The sequence below is a fragment of the Metabacillus sp. GQ13 genome, assembly GCF_059758525.1.
This window is the reverse complement of the sequence record NZ_JCAXET010000006.1, coordinates 155,105-177,526: the sequence shown is the minus strand read 5'-3', so window position 1 is coordinate 177,526 and position 22,422 is coordinate 155,105. Positions and strand designations below refer to the sequence as shown.

Annotated in this window: 14 protein-coding genes; all 14 read left to right on the top strand. The window is 34.9% G+C overall.

Annotation, left to right across the window (positions count from 1 at the left end):
* Positions 1-332 precede the first annotated feature (332 nt).
* The gene (locus AC6CHR_RS09425) at positions 333-1,019 is read left to right on the top strand and encodes a rhamnogalacturonan acetylesterase (protein WP_498248389.1); all 687 of its coding nucleotides are present in this window, start codon (positions 333-335) and stop codon (positions 1,017-1,019) included.
* A gap of 278 nt (positions 1,020-1,297) precedes the next feature.
* Positions 1,298-3,133, top strand: coding sequence for a rhamnogalacturonan lyase (locus AC6CHR_RS09420; RefSeq protein WP_498248526.1), 1,836 nt, complete (start codon positions 1,298-1,300; stop codon positions 3,131-3,133).
* A gap of 37 nt (positions 3,134-3,170) precedes the next feature.
* Positions 3,171-5,237: a beta-galactosidase gene (locus tag AC6CHR_RS09415; RefSeq protein ID WP_498248388.1), complete on the top strand. Its 2,067-nt coding sequence runs from the start codon at positions 3,171-3,173 to the stop codon at positions 5,235-5,237.
* Complete coding sequence (locus AC6CHR_RS09410) at positions 5,194-6,396, top strand: oligogalacturonate lyase family protein (RefSeq protein WP_498248387.1); 1,203 nt, start codon at positions 5,194-5,196, stop codon at positions 6,394-6,396. The genes AC6CHR_RS09415 and AC6CHR_RS09410 overlap by 44 nt, the downstream gene beginning before the upstream one ends.
* Before the next feature lie 310 nt (positions 6,397-6,706).
* The gene (locus AC6CHR_RS09405) at positions 6,707-9,292 is read left to right on the top strand and encodes an exo-rhamnogalacturonan lyase family protein (RefSeq protein WP_498248385.1); all 2,586 of its coding nucleotides are present in this window, start codon (positions 6,707-6,709) and stop codon (positions 9,290-9,292) included.
* Between the two features lie 498 nt (positions 9,293-9,790).
* Positions 9,791-11,314, top strand: a complete 1,524-nt coding sequence (locus tag AC6CHR_RS09400; protein WP_498248384.1) for an extracellular solute-binding protein — start codon at positions 9,791-9,793, stop codon at positions 11,312-11,314.
* 172 nt (positions 11,315-11,486) lie between these two features.
* On the top strand, positions 11,487-12,380 hold the full coding sequence (locus tag AC6CHR_RS09395; protein ID WP_498248524.1) for an ABC transporter permease: 894 nt from the start codon (positions 11,487-11,489) through the stop codon (positions 12,378-12,380).
* 111 nt (positions 12,381-12,491) lie between these two features.
* Positions 12,492-13,376 carry a carbohydrate ABC transporter permease gene (locus AC6CHR_RS09390; protein ID WP_498248523.1) on the top strand — a complete coding sequence of 295 codons (885 nt, stop codon included), beginning with the start codon at positions 12,492-12,494 and terminating at the stop codon, positions 13,374-13,376.
* A 158-nt stretch (positions 13,377-13,534) separates the two neighbouring features.
* Entirely contained in the window at positions 13,535-15,925 is a 2,391-nt protein-coding gene (locus AC6CHR_RS09385; RefSeq protein WP_498248383.1) for an AraC family transcriptional regulator, read from the top strand.
* A 268-nt stretch (positions 15,926-16,193) separates the two neighbouring features.
* On the top strand, positions 16,194-16,883 hold the full coding sequence (locus tag AC6CHR_RS09380; protein WP_498248382.1) for a DUF1961 family protein: 690 nt from the start codon (positions 16,194-16,196) through the stop codon (positions 16,881-16,883).
* A 47-nt stretch (positions 16,884-16,930) separates the two neighbouring features.
* Positions 16,931-17,737: a polysaccharide deacetylase family protein gene (locus AC6CHR_RS09375; RefSeq protein WP_498248381.1), complete on the top strand. Its 807-nt coding sequence runs from the start codon at positions 16,931-16,933 to the stop codon at positions 17,735-17,737.
* 36 nt (positions 17,738-17,773) lie between these two features.
* Positions 17,774-18,424: a YesL family protein gene (locus AC6CHR_RS09370; protein ID WP_498248380.1), complete on the top strand. Its 651-nt coding sequence runs from the start codon at positions 17,774-17,776 to the stop codon at positions 18,422-18,424.
* A 328-nt stretch (positions 18,425-18,752) separates the two neighbouring features.
* The gene (locus AC6CHR_RS09365) at positions 18,753-20,507 is read left to right on the top strand and encodes an ABC transporter ATP-binding protein (RefSeq protein WP_498248379.1); all 1,755 of its coding nucleotides are present in this window, start codon (positions 18,753-18,755) and stop codon (positions 20,505-20,507) included.
* Between the two features lie 9 nt (positions 20,508-20,516).
* Positions 20,517-22,334: an ABC transporter ATP-binding protein gene (locus tag AC6CHR_RS09360; RefSeq protein ID WP_498248378.1), complete on the top strand. Its 1,818-nt coding sequence runs from the start codon at positions 20,517-20,519 to the stop codon at positions 22,332-22,334.
* The last annotated feature ends 88 nt before the right edge of the window (positions 22,335-22,422 follow it).

Below are 22,422 nucleotides of genomic sequence, written 5' to 3'. Positions count from 1 at the left end.
CCATTCTGTATTAATAAGGGACTAGGTGGGTACTTGTTTCAAAAAGATGTCTAGAAGGACTGCAGCATCAAAGTTATTTTTTATTAAGGATCTTTTCTAGAGGAAAAGTTTGTTGTTCTAGTGCTATGTAAGGAAAATAACAATCTTTGTGAAAAGGGCAATATTAATGAGTCTTTTATATTTTGATAAACCTTCTACTCCCCAAAAAAGTGTTACTTCCACAAAAATGTTCAAATCAAAAAATGCATAATTCAAAAAAGTACAATGGTTTTATACTTTTATTATGTATAACATGAACATAGGTAAACAAACACAACTGAGTGGGGGTAATCATGGAACGGTCAATCAGAAGAATTTTTATCGCTGGAGATTCTACAGTACAAACATATCAAAATAGTGATGAGGATCAAGGTGGTTGGGGTGAATTTTTAACCGACCATTTTACCGAAGATGTTTGCGTTTCTAATCATTCAATTGGAGGAAGAAGTTCCAAAACTTTTGTGAAGGAAGGAAGATTACTAAAAATTCTTGAGGAAATAAGAGAGAAGGATCTTCTTTTCATTCAAATGGGTCACAATGACGCAACAAAGGAGAAACCAGAGAGATACACAGAACCTTTTACAACCTATAAGAATTATTTGAAGATGTATATAGATGGTGCAAAAGAACATCGTGCAATTCCTTTTCTAATCACGCCGGTAGCGAGATTACATGTGGTTGATAATCAATTTATCAATGACTTTCCAGATTATTGTGTGGCCATGAAGGAATTAGCAGAAGAAGAAGATGTAACATTAATAGATTTAATGGAAGATAGTTTAAAATTTTATCAGAGAATTGGTTATGAGCAAGCACTTAGTTTATTTATGGCCTCAATGAATGGAAAGGATTACACACATTTCACTAAAAAAGGTGCAAAAGAAATTGCGAGATTAATCATACAAACCATAATAAAAAAAGATCTATTATCTAAGGAATTTATGGCTGATCTTAATAGACAAATGATAAAAAAATCGTAGTTTTTTCAAGGTGAATAAACAGCAAATAGCAGAGCAAATCGAATTATTAATAGAAAATTTAGTTTCTTTAAATGATCCAGATGGAAAATATGCGATCCCATTGGCAGATGGTCGAAAGATAAATAATTTTTGCCTTAGTAGAATACTTATATTATAAAATTCAACTAATAAAAAGTCAGAAATAATAGGTCAATCGATTGATAGACTGATATACTTTTATTAAAGTTGTATGCGTGTACACATAATTATAGGAGGTAATTAAAGTGACAGAGCTAAATATAAAACATAAAGCAAGACAAATGGAATATTTAGATAGAGGTTTGATTGCTGTGAAAATTGAAAATGGTGTGTATATAGGTTGGCGTTTGTTCGGAAACGAAGACGAATCGATTAGTTTTAACCTTTATCGGGATGGAAATAAGCTAAATTCTATCCCAATTACACAAAGTACAAATTATTATGATGAATCTGGTACTAGCCAATCGACATACTGTTTGAAAGTAGTATTCGAAGGAAAGGAAAAACAAGTCTCTGAAGACGTACAAGTTTGGGATACAAATTATCTTACAGTACCTCTAAGTAAACCTGAAGGTGGTACTACTCCAGATGGTGTTACCTATACATATAGTGCAAATGATGCTAGTGTCGGAGATGTCGATGGTGATGGCGAATACGAGATTATATTAAAATGGGACCCGTCTAATTCTAAGGATAATGCCCATAAAGGCCATACCGGAAATGTATATTTAGATGCTTATAAATTAAATGGGACCCATTTATGGAGAATTGATTTAGGCAAAAACATTCGTGCTGGCGCTCATTACACGCAATTTATGGTCTATGATCTTGATGGTGATGGCAAGGCAGAAATTGCATGTAAAACAGCAGATGGAACAATTGATGGAACAGGGGTAATTATTGGAGATAGCAAGGCAGATTTTCGTAATAAGGAAGGGTTTATTTTAGAAGGTCCAGAGTACTTAACCATTTTTGATGGAGAGACAGGAAGGGCCCTTGCTACAACTGATTATGATCCACCAAGGGGAAATGGTTCTGATTGGGGTGATAACAAAGGGAATCGGGTTGATCGTTTTTTAGCCTGTGTAGCTTATCTTGATGGTGAAAGACCAAGTCTGGTTATGTGCCGAGGCTACTATACTCGAGCTGTGTTAGTTGCTTATAATTGGCGTGAAGAAAATCTCCAGAAAGTATGGAAATTTGATAGTCTTGACCCTGGAAACGAGGAATATGCAGGTCAGGGAAACCATAGTGTAAGTGTTGCAGACGTAGATAATGATGGGAAAGATGAAATCATCTATGGATCTGCTGTTATTGATCATGATGGAAGTGGACTTTATACAACAAAATTAGGTCATGGGGATGCAATACATGTGGGTAAATTGAATCCAAATAGACCAGGTCTTGAAGTTTTTCAAGTACATGAAGTTCCTTCTGAAAATGGCACCGAGATCCATGATGCTGGTACTGGTGAAGTTTTATGGGGAATGTCATCAATTGAGGATGTAGGGAGGGGAATGGCAGCTGATATTGATCCCCGTTTTGAAGGAGCAGAACTTTGGTCTTCAACTCATTGGAAAACAGGTGGAGAAGGCTTATATAGTAGTACAGGAGAGAAAATTACCGATAAAACGCCACAATCATTTAATTTTGCTATCTGGTGGGATGGAGATCTACTGCGAGAATTACTAGATCATGACTTTGATGAGGAAACAGGTATCGGTGTCGGTAAAATTGATAAATGGGACTATGAAAAGGGCCAGCTAATCAATTTACTAACAGCAAATGGTACTCGTTCAAATAATGGTACAAAGGGTAATCCATGTTTACAAGCAGATTTATTTGGCGATTGGAGAGAAGAAGTCATTTGGCGAACTGAGGATAGCCATGAACTACGTATTTATACAACGGTAGAGCTATCTGAACATCGTATACATACTCTCATGCATGATCCAATGTACCGTTTAGGAGTAGCGTGGCAAAATACCGCATACAATCAGCCACCCCATCCGAGCTTCTATTTAGGTCATGGAATGGAAAATCCTCCTATTCAAAATATTTATAAAACGAAGCCTGAAAAAAAAGTTCATTTTTAAAAAATTGATAGATCATCATATAAGGGGAGTAGTTAAAATGAACAAAAAATTATACCATGGTGCTGCCTATTATCCTGAATTATGGGATGAAGAAACCATTGAACAAGATATTTATTATATGAAACAAACTGGGATTAATGTAGTAAGAATGGGTGAATTTGCTTGGTCAACAATGGAAACGACTGAAGGAAATATTGATATGAGTTTCTTTATCAACATGATAAATAAATTATATGATCAAGGGATTGAAACGATATTTTGTACGCCAACACCTACGCCACCAATCTGGTATTCATATGGACATCCGGAACGAATGTACGTTGATCGTGAAGGGTCTACTATGGTACATGGTTCCAGACAACATGCTTGTACAAATAATCAGGTTTTTAGAGAAAAGGCTGAAAAAATAACGAGACAAATTGCTAAAAATCTAGGTGTGCTAAACGGTGTAATTGGCTGGCAAATAGATAATGAATTTAAATGTCATGTTAGCGAATGTATGTGTGAAACCTGTAAAAGCTTGTGGCATGAATGGCTTGAAAATAAGTACGAAACAATTGAAACGTTAAATGATGCTTGGGGCACAAAAATTTGGAGCGAATATTACCATGATTTTAACCAGGTTCCACAACCTGGACCTGTACCGTTTTTGCATAATTCATCATTAAGTACAATGTATCAGCAGTTTTCAATGGAAAAAATAGCGGAATTTTCTGATGAACAAGCAGAGATCATTCGAAAATATTCGGATGCCCCTATTACACATAACAGTAGTATTGCTTTTAGCGTTGATAACGAAAGATTGTTCAAAAATTTAGATTTTGCTTCTTTTGATTCATATGCTTCGATTGAAAATGCTCATGCTTACTTAATCAACTGTGATTTGTGGAGGAATTTTAAAAAAGGAAAAGATTTTTGGGTGATGGAAACGAGCACTTCATACGCAGCTGCTTTAACTAGTTCTGCTCCCCCACATCCAAATGGTTATGTAAAAGCTGAGGCAGTTGCGGCGTATGCGTTAGGTGCAGAAGGATTTTGTTACTGGCTCTTTAGGCAGCAAAAATCAGGTTGCGAGCAGCCACATAGTTCAGTAATAAGTGCATGGGGTAAACCAACGATAGGCTACGAAAGTGTACTAGAGGTTGAACAAATGAGGAAAGAAATAGAGCCGTTTATTCTAAATACCAGACCTGTTCAAGCTGAGGTAGCGATCACCTATTCTGATCAAGCAAAAGCCTTTTTAACAACGGAGTCTCATCAAAACCTAAATCATCGTAGTTTGATTACAAGTTACTATCAACGAATTTTATCTATGGGGATTCATCGGGATGTCCTACCGGAATCAGCCAGTCTGGAAGGATATAAAGTTTTACTAACACCATTTATTCATTACCTTTCAGATACTTATCTATCAAAGGCGGAAGAATTCGTTAAAGCTGGAGGTACTTGGATTGTTGGTCCATTAACTGGTGGACGGACTAAAGATCATACAATCCATACGGATCGAGCATTAGGTGAGCTCGAGAAAATTGCAGGGGTTGAGGTTCTATTTACCTGTCCTTTGGATCAAAGTGGCACATCTGGTCAGGCATTTGATGTTACAGCACCTCTAGGTATGTGGAGTTCTATTTTTGAATACAACGAAGAGAATGCTGTTGGTTTAATAACGTCAGGAATATCCAAAGGGAAATCATTTATTACTGAACATAAGCTTGGCAAAGGGAAAATTGTTATGCTTGGATCTATGCCAATGGAACATGAAGGTGATCTCATGTTGAGGAATATGGTCCAACATTATACAAATGAGGCGAATATTGAACATCAAACAGATGTATCTTTTGGTACAATCGTTGCTCCTAGAATGGGTGAAGAGTATACCGTTTGGTTTATTATCAATATGGATGGAAATGGTGGAAATGTGACAATTCCAATTGAGGGTGTGGATCTGATAAACAGTCAAGTAGTAAGCCCTGGGAAAATTGAGGTTGGACCATTTGAATATAAAATGATCCGTTTTCCAAAAGAGATTTTATCGAAACAGGGAAAAGAGGTTGAAAGCGATGGTAAAGGGAAAGAAGTGGCATTCGGAACAAAGAGTTTTTAAGGACCCACTGTCCGGGGCAACAATCACACAACTTACAGATTATTTTGCACATAGCTACCATCTTTATTTCACAAATAATGCCTGGTACGATAATCAATCAAAATTACTAATTGGATCTGACCGTGGAAATAGCACTAATTTATACAGTGTTGATTTAGTCACAGGTGAAATGACACAACTGACAGATTATGAAAGGCATTGTACAAAGGGTATCCAAGGAACTTTTATAAACCCTAAAAAGAGTGAAGCTTACTTTACGCTGGGTAAATCTATTATTGCACTAAACCTAGAAACATATGAAGAATCCGTTCTATTTGAGATTCAAGAAGGCTATAACTTTAGTAATTTGAGTTGTACAGCAAACGGACAGCATCTTTGCTTCGGTCTGACTGAAGATTTATCCACCTCTATTTCAAGCAATCTTTCAGGGGGATATGTCGGATTTGAAGAAATGGAAGCAGCACGACCACATTGTCAAATTTGTCTGCTGACGATTGAATCAAGGAAAGTGAGTGTGATCCATGAAGATAAGCGCTGGATTGGTCATGTCAATGCTTCTCCTACTCAATCCAATTTACTTACATTTTGTCACGAAGGGCCGTGGGAAAAGGTTGATCATCGTATTTGGGTGTTAGATATTAATACCGGTGAGAAATGGAAGATAGCAGAAGGAGAAACAAATGAATATGCAGGTCATGAATATTGGCATGAGGATGGACTAAGAATTGGCTACCATGGATTCACTGAATCATTAGCGAGAAAGGATGGGAAGTTTCTAGGTTCTGTTAAATTTGATAATACCGATCGTGAAGTATTTAACTTTCCATATCAAAATATGCATATTCATTCAAAAGATACAGAATTGATAATTGGAGATGGACAACAAACAACAGCCTATCATGGCGAATATTTTCAAGACTGCTTATTTTTATGGAAAAAAAATAACCATTCAATGGAAGGACCAAGAATCCTCTGTAAACATCGTGGGAGTTTTCATATCCAACAAGTTCATGTACATCCTTGTTTTAGCCCTGATCGAAATAAGATATTATTTACAAGTGATATGAATGGATATGGAAATGTATATTTAGTCGATGTGCCTGAATATGACAGCTTACCTATGTTGGAAAGTGGTAAATTAATTAATACTAGGAATTAATAGGTGAACTCTCACCTCATATAGCAAAATCTTAGTGGATTTCAATAGTAAGCATAAATAAATATATGTAAAAAAACCTGAGTCTTTTCCAATAGAAGACCCTCAGGTTTTTTACATGTATGAAACGGAATATAAACATCAAGATATTCTAGCAAATGCAAAAACGTACAGAATTGCAAAAAAGTATTAACCATCAGGCCAAACTATAATAGCGATTATATGTAACAACTCAAAATTATTTAATTGAATGAAAGATTATTTTAGAAAATAATCAAGGTAGTTTAAAGAATTTAAATTACCTTGGAGGGAAGTGTCATTATTGAAAGTTACATGGCTTAAAAATAGTCCAAAGAGTTCTAGTGGAGTTGCATGGGGTACACCTTGGGAAAAGGGAATCTTGAAAAGAAATGACCCAATCTGTCTTAAAGATGATAACGGACAAACAACTTCTTTACAAAGCTGGCCAATGGCATTTTGGCCAGACGGGAGTGTGAAATGGACTGGGCAATGTGCTGTATTTCAATCTAAGGAACAGTCCTATGAATTATCAATTGGAGAAAATCCAACCCCAGAAATGACTCTTCATGTCATAGAAGGAGAAGACCAGATTAAAGTTGATACTGGAGAAGTAGAATTTACAATTAATAAAAAGGGTTCAACAATTATTGATAAAATAGTAAATGGATCTAAAATTGTTGGAAGCTCAGGGAAATTAATCTCGATTCAAGAAGTAAGAAGTGAAAAATCAGGGATTAACTATAAACAGGAAGTTCCGTTAGAAAGTAAGATTAATAATGTGGAGATTGAACAATCAGGTTCAATAAGATGCGTATTAAAAATAGAGGGAATTCATGAAGCCATCACAAGTGAGCAAAACTACTCTTGGATGCCATTTCAATTACGTTTATATTTTTATGCAGGAATTGCTTCTGTTAAAATGATTCATACGTTTTTCTATGATGGTGATCCACAAACAGACTTCATTAAAGGTATAGGTATTGAACTTTCTACTTCTTTGAAGGGAGAAGATTGGAATCGAAATATCAGATTTGCTGGTGATGAAGGAATTTACTCAGAACCAGCCCAGCTACTCTTAACCAGGAGGCACCGATATGCTGATGGATTATATGAAAAACAAATAAAAGGAGAAACATTGTCACTATCTCATACAGAAAATGAAGCATTACTCAATCATGTTGAGCAGAATGCGAGTTGGAATGACTTCAAACTAACACAAGATTCAGCTGATCATTACCGAATAATGAAGCGGACGGACGATGATTGCTCATGGGTAGAATCTACTCATGGTACTAGAGCCAAGGGCCTTGCCTATGTAGGTGGTGAAACTGGCGGAATAGGGATTGGGATTAAGAACTTTTGGCAGAAGTTCCCTTCATCCTTAGAAGTATCAGGCTTAGGAAGACCTATGACAAAAATTAGAGCATGGTTTTGGTCTCCGGACTATGAAGCTATGGATTTAAGACACTATAACAAGGAAACTCATGTTGTTAGTGCTTATGAAGGATTTGATGAAATGCGTGCAACCCCCGTTGGCATAGCAAATACAAGTGAGGTGTATATGCAGTTCTACGATGGAGCCCCATCACATGAAGATTTGATAATAAAAGCGGATGAGTGGCAGTCATCATTACTTTTGGTATGTAATCCAGAGTACTATTATCAAACAAAAGCTTTGGGAATATGGAGTTTGCCAGATACTAGTAATCCTCTAAAAGCGATGATTGAAAAACAATTAGATGAAGCAATCAACTTTTATAAAAATGAAATTGAACAACGGAGATGGTACGGATACTGGAATTATGGAGATGTTATGCATACATATGATTCTGTTCGACATCAATGGAGATACGATTTAGGTGGTTTTGCGTGGCAGAATACAGAATTAGTTCCAAATATCTGGCTTTGGTATGCATTTTTACGATCGGGGCGTAATGATATTTTTAAAATCGCAGAGGCAATGACTCGTCATACAAGTGAAGTAGATTGCTATCACTTTGGTGAATATGCAGGCTTAGGTTCGAGGCATAATGTGTCACATTGGGGATGCGGATGTAAGGAAGCACGAGTAAGTATGGCAGGACTCCATAAGTTTTATTACTTTTTAACAACAGATGAAAGAACAAAGGAGATATTATCAGAAGTTCGGGATGCTGATCAGGCTCTTTTAAATTTAGACCCGATGAGAGAATTCTATCCGAATGTACAAGATAAAACTCACGCTCGTGTTGGTCCAGACTGGGCAGCATTTTGTTCGAATTGGCTATCAGAATGGGAAAGAACAGGCAATCTAAAGTATCGAGATAAAATTGTAACCGGAATTGACATTCTAAAAAAACTACCATTACGGTTATTGTCAGGTCCTACATTTGAATATGACCCCACAACTAGTAAGCTAATCCATATGGGAGATGGTAATGAAGGTGGATACCACATGGTTATTGCATTTGGTGGACCCCAAAGCTGGATGGAGATAGCACAGTTACTTGAAGATGATGAATGGGAAGATATGTTGATTGAATTTGGAGAATTTTATTGTCTATCAAATGAAGAGAAGCGGAAACGAAGCTCTGGTGTTCTACATGATAGATTGTTTAGTCTCCCGATGTTGGCAGCAGGGATGGTAGCTTATGCAGCCGCAAAGAAAAAGGATGCAACATTAGCAAAAACAGCTTGGAGGTTACTATTAAATAATGAGATTAGTCAAATGCAGTTGCCGATGGAAGCGAAGACAATTAAAACTTGGAAAACACTGAAGGAAATTCCAGAGATAACAACCAATACAACCTCACAATGGTGCCTAAACACAATAATAGCTTTAGATCTCATAGGAGAGTTTTTGACCACTGGTGATATTCAAGAGATACTTCCTAAATAGTTGTTACTCAAAGAATTGATAACATATAAATAGAAGCTATTAAAAAAGAAAACGAAAAAGTTATCAGTCAAATGAGATGACGATAAGCTAAATATGTGTAGCACTAACTAATTTCATAAGAAGGATACTTTTAAAAGTTTGATGCTCTAACTAGTAAATTGAGGCGATTTCCGTGGGGTATCAAAGTAATTTAACGAAAAAAGCACGAAGGTAGGCTGAATTCGTAAAACCTCATTTATTATTTTTTTAGGAACAGTCTACAAAAAAGTGATATAGTGACAAGAAAGTCGTAAATAGGATAAAAAAGGTAGATTCAGTAAGGGATTAGGGTAATCGCAAAAAAATGTAATTGTCAGAAAATTAGACGCAGACTATTGTAAAGGTAGATATCATACTATCATGCTATTAAAATCGATTGCCAAGGTATGAATAGAGAATTAGTATGACGTGATAGATTGATATACTTAAGGAAATCAATAAACAATAGGGGGTATTTAAATGAGAAAGGGTAGAAACGTTTTAAATAGAAAGATTTTATTACCAATGTTATCGACTATTTTAATTTCATCTTCATTAGTAGCTTGTAGTAATTCAGAAAAGACAAGTAACGAAGGTGAAAAAGGAGATTCGAAAAATTCAATTACGATTATGACAACTGCATACTCTCCTGAACCACCAAGTAAAGATAGTCCAGTACTTAAGGAACTAGAAAAATTCACCGATACAGATATAAAAGTCAATTGGGTATTGGATAGTGCTTACCAAGACAAGTTAAACATTACTTTAGCTTCCGGTGATCTTCCACACATCATGATGATGCCTGCAAAAATTCCTAGTTTTATAAGTGCAGTTAATGACGGTGCTTTTTGGGAGATTGGCCCATATTTGAAGGATTACCCTAATCTAAGTCAAGCAAATGAAATTACGCTAAATAATAGTTCAATTGGCGGAAAAATTTATGGAATATATCGTGCACGTCCACTAGGAAGAAATGGTGTAACGATTAGAAAAGATTGGTTAAAGAATGTCGGGTTAGAAACTCCTAAGACAATAGATGATTTCTATAATGTATTGAAAGCGTTCACAACCGATGACCCAGATGGGGATGGCAAGGATGACACATATGGAATGGTTATATCCAAGCATGCTGGACCATGGGATATTATGCAAACATGGTTTGGAGCACCGAATAAATGGGGTGAAGACGCTAATGGAGACTTACAACCTGATTTTACTACTGACGAATATATGGAAGCCTTAAAATTCTTTAAAAAGTTATTTGACGAAGGATTAATAAATGAGGATTTTGCTGTAATGGATCCGCTTAAGTGGGGGGATCCACTTATAAATAATGAAGCTGGTGTTATTGTCGATGTAGTTGATCGCGCTCATCGTGCAGAAGAAGATTTGTTGCTTGAAAACCCTGACTTAAAAGAACCAATTGATGTATTTGGTGCAGTTGAAGGCTCAAAAGGTCTATATAATTTGCCAACATCAGGTTACTCAGGTATGTTGGCAATTCCGAAATCTAGCGTTAAAACGGAAGAAGATTTAAAAAGAGTTTTAGAGTTCATTGACAAATTAAGTGAAGAAAAGGCACAAGTATTATCCTTTAATGGTATAGAAGGTCGCCATTACGAATTAACAGACGGTAAGCTTGAAGTCCTCACTGACAATAACGAAGCATTAATTAACGAATTTACAGATTTAAATCAATTCCAAACGGGGATACCTGCAGATCTTAGATTAAAACCAGAGCAAACTCCTGTCATACAAAAAGAGGAAGAAGTTAAACTTGAAAATGAAGAAATTGTTGTTCCAAACCCAGCGGAAGCATTAATTTCCGACGTTTATGCACAAAAAGGGCAACAATTAGATAACATTATAAATGATGCTAGAATTAAGTTTATAGTAGGTCAAATTGATGAAGCTGGATTTAAAGAGGCAATAGAGCTATGGAAAACAACTGGTGGAGACGATTATACGAAAGAAATTAATAAATTATACCAAGAAGCGAAATAAGTAGTTAGTACCATAACCAGGCGGTAATACGCCGTCTGGTATAACAGTAACGAAAAAATCGTACTCCATAGAAAGGAAGGGAGAGACAGTGGCATTTCTTAAAACACCAAATGTGAAATCGGAATATAGTCAAACACCCCCTTTACCAAAAATAGTATCGAATACGACTCGGATGCAGCGTTTCAAACGGGATAGATGGTTATATTTTTTACTGATTCCAGGATTGTTATATTTCCTGATCTTTAAATATGCTCCGATGTGGGGTATTGTAATTGCTTTTCAGGATTATTCTCCATTTAAAGGAGTGCTTAATAGTGAATGGGTAGGATTTGAAAATTTTACTGACTTTTTCAAAAACCCAGATTTCTTTAGATTACTGAGAAATACATTCATTTTAGCGGTATTAGATTTAGTATTCTTTTTTCCAGCACCAATTATCTTAAGTCTCCTATTAAATGAATTAAGAATCAATTCGTATAAACGAACTGTGCAAACCTTTATTTATGTTCCTCATTTTATGTCATGGGTTATTATCGCTAGTATTACATATATCTTTTTCACGACTAGTGGCGGGGTTGTCAATGAAATTGTTTCCTTTTTCTATGGGAAGGAAATTAACTTTTTATCTTCACCAGATTGGTTCCGCCCATTAATTATGGGACAAATCATGTGGAAAGAAACCGGTTGGGGAACAGTCATCTTTTTAGCTGCTTTAGCAACAGTTGATCAAGAACAATATGAGGCAGCGATTGTTGATGGTGCAGGGAGATTTCGGAGATTATGGCATGTTACCCTTCCAGCGGTTAGAAGCACAATTATCGTGTTATTAATTTTAAGATTAGGGAATTTCCTAGATACTGGTTTTCAACAAATCTTCTTAATGTCAAATTCTTTAAACCGTAGTGTTGCTGATGTATTTGATACGTATGTATACTTTGTTGGGATAACCCAAGGAGCTTATAGTTATAGTACAGCAGTTGGGGTATTTAAATCGATTGTTGGAATCATTCTTGTTTTAGGTGCCAATAAATTAGCGAAGAAAGTGGGGCAGGAAGGGATCTTCTAATCCTAAATTGTAGGAAAGGATTTCTCCCCTATCTAAATGAAAATGCGTAGAGCTTATCTAGAAGTGGGTTTCACATGGTTTTGAATAATAGAGGAGGTGTTTTTAATGGCAATGCCTAAAATGCACAATACTCCAGCGGGTAGAGTATTTGATGTTTTTAATTTTATCTTTTTAGGGATGATCGCCTTATTAATGATTTGTCCATTTTTATATGTCATAGCAGGATCTTTCGCAACAGAAGCTGAACTAACACGACGAAGCTTTTTTATCTTTCCTGAAACGTTTTCTCTAGAATCCTATAAATATATTTTTTCGACCGGTACTTTTACAAGAAGTATATTGGTTTCGATTGGTATAACATTTGTAGGTACAATCATTTGTCTTTTATTTACTTTTACAATGGCATATCCCCTTTCAAGAAAACACTTGATGGGGAGAAATGTAATTATGAATTTGATCGTATTTTCAATGTTATTTAGTGGTGGAATGATTCCAACCTACTTAGTAATAAAGTCTTTAGGATTATTGGATTCATACTGGGCTTTGATTTTACCAATTGCGATTAATCCTTTTAATCTTATTATCGTAAAGACATTCTTTCAAAATATCCCATTAGAATTAGAGGAATCAGCAAAAATTGATGGATGTACAGAGTTCGGAATTTTTTGGAGAATTATGCTACCGCTGTCAAAACCCGTATTAGCAACATTTGCACTCTTCTATGCAGTAGCCATTTGGAATGATTTCTTTAGTGCTTTGTTATATATTAATGACAATACGAAATGGCCAGTTCAGGTATTGCTTCAACAAATTATCCTACTCTCCCAATCAATGTTATCTGACTCCGGATCAATGAGTGGTGAGTATATTGAACCACCTGAGCAATCATTGAAACTTGCAGTGGTTGTTGTAGCTACATTACCAATCTTAATTGTTTATCCTTTTCTCCAGAAGCATTTTGCAAAAGGTATGTTATTAGGGTCTGTCAAAGGTTGATGGAAATAGAAGGACTATTTAATGTATGAGAAGAATTACTTGTACATTAAATGGGACCTTTTATTTTTTTTGAAGATTAGTTGTTTTAGCTGATCATCTTCTTTTTTAATATAGAATATGACATAATAAATATATGAATTTTAAATATTTAAGCTAATATGTCTATTTGTATTTTTATATTTTATACAAGGAGTGATTTTATTGGGGTAATCAAACTTAGTAGTAAACTATTAAAAAAAATCAATGGGAGTGGAAGTTACTATCGGAAAAACTTCATCCTTATTTTATTTATTGCTAGTATACCAGGTTTAATAACAGGTATCTTGATCAATTGGTTCGCTGTTGGTGCTGTTGAAGATGAACTCCGCGCATTACATAAAAGTCAAATTGACCAGAGGGCCAAGAATATTGATGAACAGTTTAAATATATCGAATATTCGGCAACCCGTTGGTCAATAGAGCCAAGATTTGGTGACTCGTTAAAGAATATTGACTTTGTGGAGGAATTTACTGAAACATATGATATTACGAAAACACTCCTGCGATTAGAAGGCACTCATCCTCTTATAAAAGAAGTAGAGCTATATTTAGATGTAGAAAAACCTTTATTGTTTACGAGCGAGTATAATACTTTAAATGAAAAAGAAAATCTGTTATATGAAGAGTTATTAGTAGGAAAGAACATTCATTGGGGATCTAAACCTGGTGTAAACAAAAAGATTCCGACGTTAGCTCTAATGCACAATATACCGGCGGGTAGTAAGCACCCTTTCGGTACGATCATTATCTCTATAAATCGTGAAAAGGCTCTGGAGCTTTTGAAAACGCTAACGCCATATGGTAAGGGTAGTACGTTTATTTTAAATGATGCAAATGAAGTCATTTTATCAGCTAATAATACAAAGGATGATTCTTTTGAAAACGCTTTAAAAACGAAGTTGACGAATTATGATAAGTCAGAAGACTCATTCCAATTTAAATATAAAGATAAGATTTATTCAATCTCCGTTGGGAAATTGACAAGAGCAGATTCTAATTGGACCTATGTATCTGCAGCACCAATGTCATCGATAACGGCGCCATTAGTTATTGTCTCAAGAATTATATTATTGATTAGTGCAGCTGCCTTTTTCCTAGCTTTTATCATGTCTTGGATTGCTTCTAATAGAATATATTCACCAATAAATCGATTAATGGGTAAGCTAATGACTGATACAACTGGCAAAACACTACAAACAGAGAAAGATGAATTTTTACTTTTTGAACAGCAATGGGAAGAGTTATCACAGAGAAGTCATCTTCTGCAAAGTAGACTCTCGGAGCAGGTTACAGAGATTAAGAACAGTTTTGTTTTTCAACTTGTTCAAGGCAATTTCTCTCATTATAAAGAGGAAGATTTGGAGAGGAGGATGCTGAGCTATGGATGGGTGATCGAGAAGCAAAATTTTATAGCTTTAGATGTCCAGCTTTCAGGTTCTTATGATTCTGAGGATGATTTTTCAAATAAGGATGAAAGCTTAGTTACCTTTTTAGCAGCCAATATAATGGAAGAATTGGCGGAAGAAATGTTCCAACAATTTAATGTCATTAAATTCTCCGATTTGTCAGTAGGCATGTTGATCGTTTATCCCACAGAACAGCTTATTAAAGAAGATGTCCTTAAATTTGCAAATAAAGTAACAGAAGCAGCCAATCAAATTATTAAAATGAGAGTAACTGTTACGTTAAGTGAGTCGACCAATACAATTAAGAAAATTAATTACCTATTTGAAGAAATAGATAAATGGAAACGACTTCGATTATTTGAAAATAAAAATCAAACAATAGATTTAGAAGAGCTAGAACGATTTAATGATATGAATACCTTTCATTATCCTTTTACAATTGAAAAAGAGATTCTACAATCGATCCGAATGGGACGTATTCATGAAGTTGAAGGACTAATAAATCAATTCTTAAGATTAATTATCGAAAATGGTATTAACGAAGTCAATATTCAACATGGTGTAAGACAGTTATATAGTAGTATTCAACATGAAATATTATATTCAGGAATTCATCCTCATGATCTTTTCAAGGGAAAGGATATGTATGAAGAGCTGGCTCAAATTCATACGATAAAAAGATTCACCAATTGGTTTATAAAGGAAGTCATTTTACCTTTTAATAAACGACTTGAAGGACGACAAAATATTGAACTAAAAAGAGTAATAGAAAAAGTGATAGAAATGATTGAAGAAAATTATATGAATGATATTTCATTAGAAAGTTGTGCGGATGAAGTAGGAACGAACCCATATTCACTTAGCAAAGCGTTCAAACAGATTGCTGGAATTAATTTTATTGATTACTTAACTGAGCATAGAATTGCTAAAGCTAAGGGATTACTCCTTCATTCTACGATGAAAATTAATGATATAGCTGAAAGTGTTGGCTATCGTCATAGTTATTTTAATCGGATTTTCAAGAAGCAAATGGGATTGCCGCCAAGCCAATATCGGAAGTTAAATCAAGAGAAGGAATCAGTGCACTTTGAAAAGGATGGGTGAGTTAGTCCATCTTTTTCGTTTTTAGATACATTAGCAAGAAAGTACTAATATGTTAATAAAGTGCAAAAAAAAAATATAGAGTATTTCTTTCATTATTTTCTCAGATCAATAAAATATGGTTGATGGTCAGAAAGTTACGATTTATATTAAAAAGAGCTGTTAATTGTTGATATCTTCTACAATTAGCCTAAAACGTTATTAACTGAAAAAATGTTTTAAGAAGAGACTGCATAAATATTCAGTATTGTTGTGATAGGAGGTTTATGAATTGATTAGACAATTTAATAAAGGTAAATGTGTATATGAAAATCCATTATCTTCTAGTAATGACATCTTAGATTGGAGATTAGAAGGAGAGGCGAATATACTATTCGAAGACAGTTGTTTACAACTAGAAAATAAATTAGATGCGGATCTTTTCGGAGATGATGCTCATTGGGTATTTTGGTGTCCAGTTACTTTTAGCGACAAAATAGTAATCGAATGGGATTTTTATCCAATTAGAGAGCCGGGTCTTTGCATGTTATTTTTTGCTGCGACAGGAAAAGAGGGTGAAGATTTATTTGATCCAAGGCTACCAGAAAGAACTGGTAAGTACCCTGAGTATCATTCTGGTGCAATCAATGCCTTGCACTTATCATATTTTAGACATAAACATGCTGATGAACGTTCCTTTAGAACATGTAACCTTAGAAAAAGCTATGGTTTCCATTTAGCAGCAGTAGGAGCAGATCCTTTACCACCTGTCGAAGATGCCCTCCCTCCATATAAAATGAGTTTAGTTAAATATGAAGGGATAGTACAATTTTCTATCAATCAACTACCAGTACTTAATTGGGAAGATACCGGACAAGAATATGGTGGAATTATTCAAGGCGGTAAGCTAGGATTCCGGCAAATGGCACCTATGAAGGCAGCCTATTCAAATTTAAAAGTTTATGAGGCGAATTTATCATAGCTTCGAGTGATAAGTAGAAATGAAATCGTTTACAGGGAGTGAAGGAAATGCCGAAAGTCGTATTAACATTTCCCAATGGGAAACACAAAGTATTAACAATGAGTTATGATGATGGGAAAATAGCCGATCGGAAATTAATCGAGATATTTAATCAATATGGTATTAAAGGGACGTTTCACATTAATTCAGGTTTATTAGGAAGTGGAGATCGGGTACCAAAAGAGGAAATAAAAGAACTATATCAAGGTCATGAGGTGGCTACACACACGTGTACTCACCCCACAATTGCACGATCTCCAAAGGAGCAAATTATTGAAGAAGTGATTGAAGACCGAAAAGAGTTGGAACGTATTGTTGACTATACAGTCAGAGGATTATCCTATCCAAATGGTTCATATAACCAACTTATTAAAGAGATGTTGCCGTTTTTAGGAATAGAATATGGACGGACAGTTAAGTCTACAGGGAATTTTTCAATTCCAGATAATTTTTTAGAGTGGCAGCCGACATGCCACCATAATAAACGATTATTAGAGTTAGCAGAAGATTTCATTCGTCTACATAAAAAACAGTATCTATATATGATGTATGTTTGGGGACATAGTTACGAATTTGATCATGATCAAAATTGGAATCTAATCGAACAATTTTGCGAACGAGTAGGAAAACATGAAGATATTTGGTATGCAACAAATATTGAAATTGTCGATTATATAAAAGCGTTTCAAAATCTTCAGTTTTCAGCAGATAGTTATTTTGTTTATAATCCTTCTGCGATGCCTATTTGGTTAAGTGTTAATGAACAAATAGTGAAAGTCGAGGGAGGAAAACAAACGAACTTGCAAAAAAAGTAAACTCTTAAGTATAGCTTTAGTTCGGGGGGAAAGAGCATGCCAATGAATGGCTTTGTTGGTGGTTTCTATAAAGTTTCTGAGATTATTATGAGACTAGCTTATGTTAATTTTTTATGGATTATTTTTACTCTACTAGGACTTGTTGTATTCGGCTTTTTTCCAGCAAGCACAGCCCTGCTCACTGTTTGCCGGAAATGGATAATAGGTGAAATGGATCTACCAGTCTTTCAAACATTTTTTACAGCATATAAAAAGGAATTTATGAAAAGTAATGTAATTGGCATTGTATTCCTACTAATCGGGTATATTATATACATTGATTTATCGATTATTAGAGAAGCACACGGACTTATAAGGGTGATCTATTTTCCAGTTTTACTGATTTTTATTGGATATCTATTAACGGGGTTCTATTTATTTCCGATAATCGTACATTATGATACTAAGATATTTCAGGCAATTAGAAATTCGTTTATGATGATGATGATGTATCCACTATCTACAATTATGATGGTTTTTGGAACAATGGCAATCTACTTTCTAATGACAACTATTCCTGGATTAATTCCACTTTTTGCTGGAAGTGCTTTTGCATTTGTTATTATGTGGTCTGCGCTTTTAGCCTTTTCTAAAATTGAAAAAAGACAAAGTGAAGATTTTCAGCAAAATGAAAATTCAACTACTTAGTATTCATAAATGTTAAAAAAGCTTCTTTATAAAAAAATGATAGAAGGCAACTCATAAACAGGCGGATTTTGCATATCGTTAACAGGGTATGGGAAAAACGACTTTTACAGGTTGCTTTTTTATTGCGATAAATGTGAAGACCTCATCCAAAAGTAGTAGATCGTTCATCAATAAGAAGGAGGTACTTTCCGACTAATGATTTGAATCTTTATAAAATTAAAAAAACATCTGGAAATTTATTTCGATTCCCGATATATTTATTAGTATTCAATTATATAGTCTATAATTGGAAAAATGAGTGAATCGTCTTTTGACGGGAGGGGTAAATGTGGAGACATTTAAAAAACTGAAATCCTTTTATTGGCCATATAAAAAATATTTCTTATGGTCTGTGTTTTTTGTTATCTTTATAACGGCCATTACTGTGGTTTATCCAATTGTTTTGCAAGTAACAATTGATGAGGTGGTTTTAAAGGAACAGTATGAGTATATACCATGGATTGTCATTGGATTTTTATCCTTAATGGCTGTAAAAGGGGCATCAGCATATTTTCATCTGTACCTAGGGGATATGTTTGGAATTCAGTCAGTTTATCGATTACGCAATGAATTATATGCAAAATTACAGCGTTTGCCGTTTATGTATTATGACAATGCAAAAACGGGTGATTTAATGTCAAGACTTACAGCAGATGTAGAAGGATTTCGCTTCTTTTTATCATTTGGATTTTCCGAGCTTGTCAGGTTTTTCTTATTAGTATGTGGGGCATTAACGGTTATGTTTATTTATTCTGTACAATTAACATTTGTAACCATTGCTGCACTACCGTTTTTGGCTATTGCTGTTTACCAATTTGATAAAAGGGTTCACCCAGCCTTTAGAAATATAAGAAAGTCTTTTGGTAAATTGAATACAAATGTACAAGAGAACATTAGTGGAATCCAAACCGTAAAGGCTCTATCCCGAGAAAACTTTGAAATATCGAAATTTAATGATTCAAATAATCATTATAAGGATCATTATTTACAAACTTCACTAGTATGGGCAAGGTATTTTCCGCTAATGGAACTGATCGGCAATATATCTGTTGTCGCTTTATTAGCATATGGAAGCGTTCTCGTCATGCAAGGGAATTTACAAGCAGGTGAGCTTGTCGCCTTTTTTAGTTTAGTGTGGTATTTGATGGGACCGATTATGAACCTTGGTTTTATCATCAATGGATTTTCACAATCGAAAGCTTCGGGGGAACGCTTATTAGAAATTTTAGAAGCCGAAGAGACCATCCGAAATAAAACAGAAACAATGTCTGTACCAACAATAAATGGGCAAGTAACATTCAAAAATGTTAGTCTTCGTTATCAACTAGAAGATGAATTAGCTCTAAATAATGTTTCATTTAATGCTGAGTCAGGTAAAACAATCGGTCTAATTGGAGGAACAGGATCAGGGAAAACTAGTTTAACGCAATTGATGACAAGATTCTATTCTCCAACCACCGGACAGATTTTGATTGATGGCAAAGATATTACAGACTATCCTTTGAAAACATTGCGTTCACATGTAGGAGTCGTGCTGCAAGAATCATTTTTATTCTCGTCGACAATTAAAGCGAATATTTCATATGGAAGACCAGATGCATCGATGGAAACAATCATTGATTCTGCAAAAAGAGCACAAGCACATGAATTTATTTTGGAGCTTCCAAACGGATATGATACGATGCTTGGTGAGCGAGGTATGGGGTTATCAGGTGGTCAAAAGCAAAGAATTGCTATTGCCCGGGCAATTTGTATGAATCCAAGTATTCTAATCTTAGATGATGCAACAAGTGCTGTTGATATGACGACAGAGTTTAATATTCAAAAGGCGTTAAAAGAGGTTATGAAAGGACGAACAACCTTTATTATTGCTCACCGAATTTCATCATTAAAACATGCAGATGAGATTATTGTTCTTGATAATGGTTCAATTGTTGAACGAGGAACACATGAGGAGTTAGTGATGGAGCAAGGTTATTATAAAAGAATTTTTGATATTCAATACAAAGATCAGAAGGCTGTACTTCAGTCATCTGTTGGGTAGGTGAGTGTAATGGATAATACTAAAAAAGATGTACTAAAGGAAAGATTTCAGTATTCCACAGATACAATTATTGAAAAGCCATTCAATTGGAAACAAATGTTAAGGCTGTTTAGCTATATTAAGCCATATTCAAAAAAACTTTTACCGTTAGCATTTCTTGCTGTAATTGTATCAGCTATTGTGAGACTAGTAGCTCCGATTTTAATAGGTGTTTATACTCTAGATCATGCTATTAAAAATAAAGATACGAAACTATTAACAATACTTGTTTTGACAATTGCAGGAATGTACATAGTATCTTATGTTGCTAATACCTTTCGAATTAAGTGGATGAATCAGCTTCGTCAAAATATTATCTATGATATAAGAAAGCATTTATTTACCCATGTACAATCACTTTCACACCGTTTTTTTGATCAACGGTCAGCAGGTTCTATTTTAGTTCGAATTATGAATGATACAAATTCATTACAAGAGTTATTTACAAGTGGGGTTATCAATCTATTAATGGATTTTTTCTTGCTAATAGGTGTTGTTATAATTTTATTTACATTAAGTCCTGAACTTACAATGGCCATTTTGGTTATCGTACCACTCATGTTTTTTATTTCAACAAGTCTGCGGAAAAAAATTCGTCGTGCGTGGCAGACCGTTAGGGCAAAGCAGTCAAAATTAAATTCTCATTTAAATGAGTCGATTCAAGGAATTCGCGTCACACAGTCCTTTACACAAGAAGAAGAAAATATGGAATTTTTTGATGGTGTGAATACTGAAAATTTCCACTCTTGGAGAAACGCTACAAGAAGAAATGCGTTGTTCACACCAATGGTTGAAATAACAAATGCAATTGGTACGGCGATATTAATTTGGTATGGAACGACACTTATTTCCAATGATTCCATTTCTATTGGTACATTTGTTTCGTTTGCTTTTTACTTAGGGATGTTTTGGGAGCCGATTTCAAGACTTGGTCAAGTGTATAATCAGCTATTGATGGGAATGGCATCATCTGAAAGAATTTTCGAAGTAATAGATGAAAAGCCAATCGTCGCTGAATCGTCTAACCCGGTTCACTTAGTGAATATGAGAGGGCAGGTTGATTTTGAAAAGGTGGAGTTTGCATATGATTCATCAAGGAAGGCTCTTAATGAAATTTCCCTTTCAATTGAAGCAGGTCAAACTGTTGCTCTAGTTGGTCATACGGGATCAGGTAAAACAACGATCGCCAATTTAATTAGTCGATTTTATGATGCGACAGGTGGAGCCGTGAAAATTGATGGTGTTAATATTAAAGACCTTTCTATTGAAGAATTGCGAGCGAAAATTAGTGTTGTTCTTCAGGATACCTTTATTTTTTCGGGTACGATCATGGATAATATCCGCTTTGGTCGACCAACTGCAGGAGATGAAGAGGTTATAGAAGCTGCAAAGGCAGTTGGTGCAGACGACTTCATCAAAAATTTGTCAAATGGTTATTTAACTGAGGTTGAAGAAAGAGGAAATATTTTATCGGTCGGCGAGCGCCAGTTAATTTCATTTGCAAGAGCCTTGCTAGCAGATCCAACAATTATTATTTTAGATGAAGCAACTGCAAGCATTGATACAGAAACTGAAGTCAAGATTCAAATCGCTTTAAAAACATTGCTAAAGGGTAGAACAGCTATTATGATAGCTCATAGACTATCAACTATCCGTGAAGCTGATAATATCATTGTCTTGGATCATGGAAATTTAATGGAACAAGGAAATCATCAACAGCTGATGGAACAAAAAGGAATCTATTTTGGACTTGTTAAAGCACAGTTTAATTTACTTGAGGTTGGATAAGAGATGGATTTTTATCCATCTCTTTTGGTTTTTTATTGGACATTTATGTGTGCAGAATATTCATACAATTAACTTGAATAATATTGAT

Excerpts from the sequence above, each read along its gene's own strand:
- AC6CHR_RS09425 (WP_498248389.1), top strand. The coding sequence starts at position 333 with ATGGAACGGTCAATCAGAAGAATTTTTATCGCTGGAGATTCTACAGTA.
- AC6CHR_RS09415 (WP_498248388.1), top strand. The coding sequence starts at position 3,171 with ATGAACAAAAAATTATACCATGGTGCTGCCTATTATCCTGAATTATGG.
- AC6CHR_RS09410 (WP_498248387.1), top strand. The coding sequence starts at position 5,194 with ATGGTAAAGGGAAAGAAGTGGCATTCGGAACAAAGAGTTTTTAAGGAC.
- AC6CHR_RS09400 (WP_498248384.1), top strand. The coding sequence starts at position 9,791 with ATGAGAAAGGGTAGAAACGTTTTAAATAGAAAGATTTTATTACCAATG.
- AC6CHR_RS09395 (WP_498248524.1), top strand. The coding sequence starts at position 11,487 with ATGCAGCGTTTCAAACGGGATAGATGGTTATATTTTTTACTGATTCCA.
- AC6CHR_RS09390 (WP_498248523.1), top strand. The coding sequence starts at position 12,492 with ATGCCTAAAATGCACAATACTCCAGCGGGTAGAGTATTTGATGTTTTT.
- AC6CHR_RS09385 (WP_498248383.1), top strand. The coding sequence starts at position 13,535 with ATGTCTATTTGTATTTTTATATTTTATACAAGGAGTGATTTTATTGGG.
- AC6CHR_RS09375 (WP_498248381.1), top strand. The coding sequence starts at position 16,931 with ATGCCGAAAGTCGTATTAACATTTCCCAATGGGAAACACAAAGTATTA.
- AC6CHR_RS09370 (WP_498248380.1), top strand. The coding sequence starts at position 17,774 with ATGCCAATGAATGGCTTTGTTGGTGGTTTCTATAAAGTTTCTGAGATT.
- AC6CHR_RS09360 (WP_498248378.1), top strand. The coding sequence starts at position 20,517 with ATGGATAATACTAAAAAAGATGTACTAAAGGAAAGATTTCAGTATTCC.